2 protein-coding genes are annotated in these 1,287 nt (G+C 69.2%); both read right to left on the reverse strand.

Annotation, left to right across the window (positions count from 1 at the left end):
• Positions 1-28 precede the first annotated feature (28 nt).
• On the reverse strand, positions 29-916 hold the full coding sequence (locus tag KJS59_RS30550; RefSeq protein ID WP_213457459.1) for an IS3 family transposase: 888 nt from the start codon (positions 914-916) through the stop codon (positions 29-31).
• A complete protein-coding gene (locus KJS59_RS30555; RefSeq protein WP_213457461.1) occupies positions 913-1,224 on the reverse strand; it encodes a transposase in 312 nt (103 codons plus the stop codon). Before KJS59_RS30555 ends, KJS59_RS30550 begins: the two co-directional genes overlap by 4 nt.
• Positions 1,225-1,287 lie beyond the last annotated feature (63 nt).

Raw genomic sequence — 1,287 nt, forward strand, 5'->3', positions numbered from 1 at the left:
TTCCACCCTGGGATCGGACACCAGGGTTTCATGCCGCGAGGGCGATGGGTTGACGGTAGCAGACGCGCATCTCGTACGGGGTGCGATGGTTGATCGTCGAGTGTAGACGGTTCTGGTTGTAGTAGTTGATGTAGGCGAAGACGGCTCGGCGGGCCTCGGCTCGGGTGGCCCAGACTTTGGTGCCGATCTCTGTCTTGAGGTTGGCGAAGAACGATTCGGCGACGGCGTTGTCGTAGCAGGAACCGACGCGGCCCATCGATGCCCGCATCCGCAGCCGGGTCAGCGTGGCTCGGAACTCGGCGGAGGTGTACTGGGCGCCGCGGTCGGAGTGGAAGATGGCGCCACGAGCCACGAGGCCGCGGCGGTGGGCCAGTTCGACGGCGTCGGTGACGAGCCCGGCGCGCATGTGCTCGGCCATGGCGTGGCCGATCACCTCCCGGTTGAACAGGTCGATGGTGGTGGCCAGGTACAGCCAGCCCTCGGCGGTGGGCAGGTAGGTGATGTCACCCACGAGGCGCTGCCCAGGCGCTGGCGCGGTGAAGTCCCGCCCGATCAGATCCGGCGCCGGTGCGGCCGTGGCGTCCTGCTTCGTCAGCGAGCGGCGCCGGCGCCGGGTGTGCCCGACGATGCCGCGCTCACGCATGATCCGCTCGACCCGCTTGCGGTTGACCCGCCGGCCCCGGCGGCGCAGCTCCGCAGCCACCCGCGGGGAGCCGTACGCGCACTTGTGCGCGCCGTGGATGGTCCGGATCTCGGCGGCGAGGGCGTCGTCGGCCTGCGCCCGCGCCGCTCGGGCGGGCTGGGCGGCCGCCCACTCGTAGTAGCCCTGCCTGCGCTTCACCGCTAGGACACGGCACAGCCGCGCGACGCCGTACACGGCGGCGTGTTCAGAGATGAACCGGTAGCGGTGGATCATCGACCCATCTCTTTCGCAAAATAGGCGGCTGCCTTGCGGAGAATGTCCTTCTCCGTCTCCAGCTCGGCCACCCTGCGACGCAGCCGGCGCAGCTCCTCGCGCTCGCTGGGGCTGACCTCTTCGCCACCACCACGGCCGCCGGCGCTGGTCTGCTCGGCACGCTTGGCGGCGTTGACCCAGCCACGCAGGGTCTCATGATTCACGCCGAGTTCTCGACCGATCTCACGCAGCGACCGATCCGGTGACGAGCGGACCAACTCGACCGCGTCCCGGCGGAACTGCTCGGGGTACTTCGATGGACGGGGCACCAGGACATCCTTCCCCCAGACCACTGTCTGGTTTCAGGGTGTCCGGTCCGCAGGGGGAACCTC

The sequence above is a fragment of the Rhizomonospora bruguierae genome (assembly GCF_018397995.1).
Taxonomy (GTDB): domain Bacteria; phylum Actinomycetota; class Actinomycetes; order Mycobacteriales; family Micromonosporaceae; genus Rhizomonospora; species Rhizomonospora bruguierae.

Coding starts and splice junctions, on each gene's coding strand:
- KJS59_RS30550 (WP_213457459.1), bottom strand. CDS start 916: ATGATCCACCGCTACCGGTTCATCTCTGAACACGCCGCCGTGTACGGC.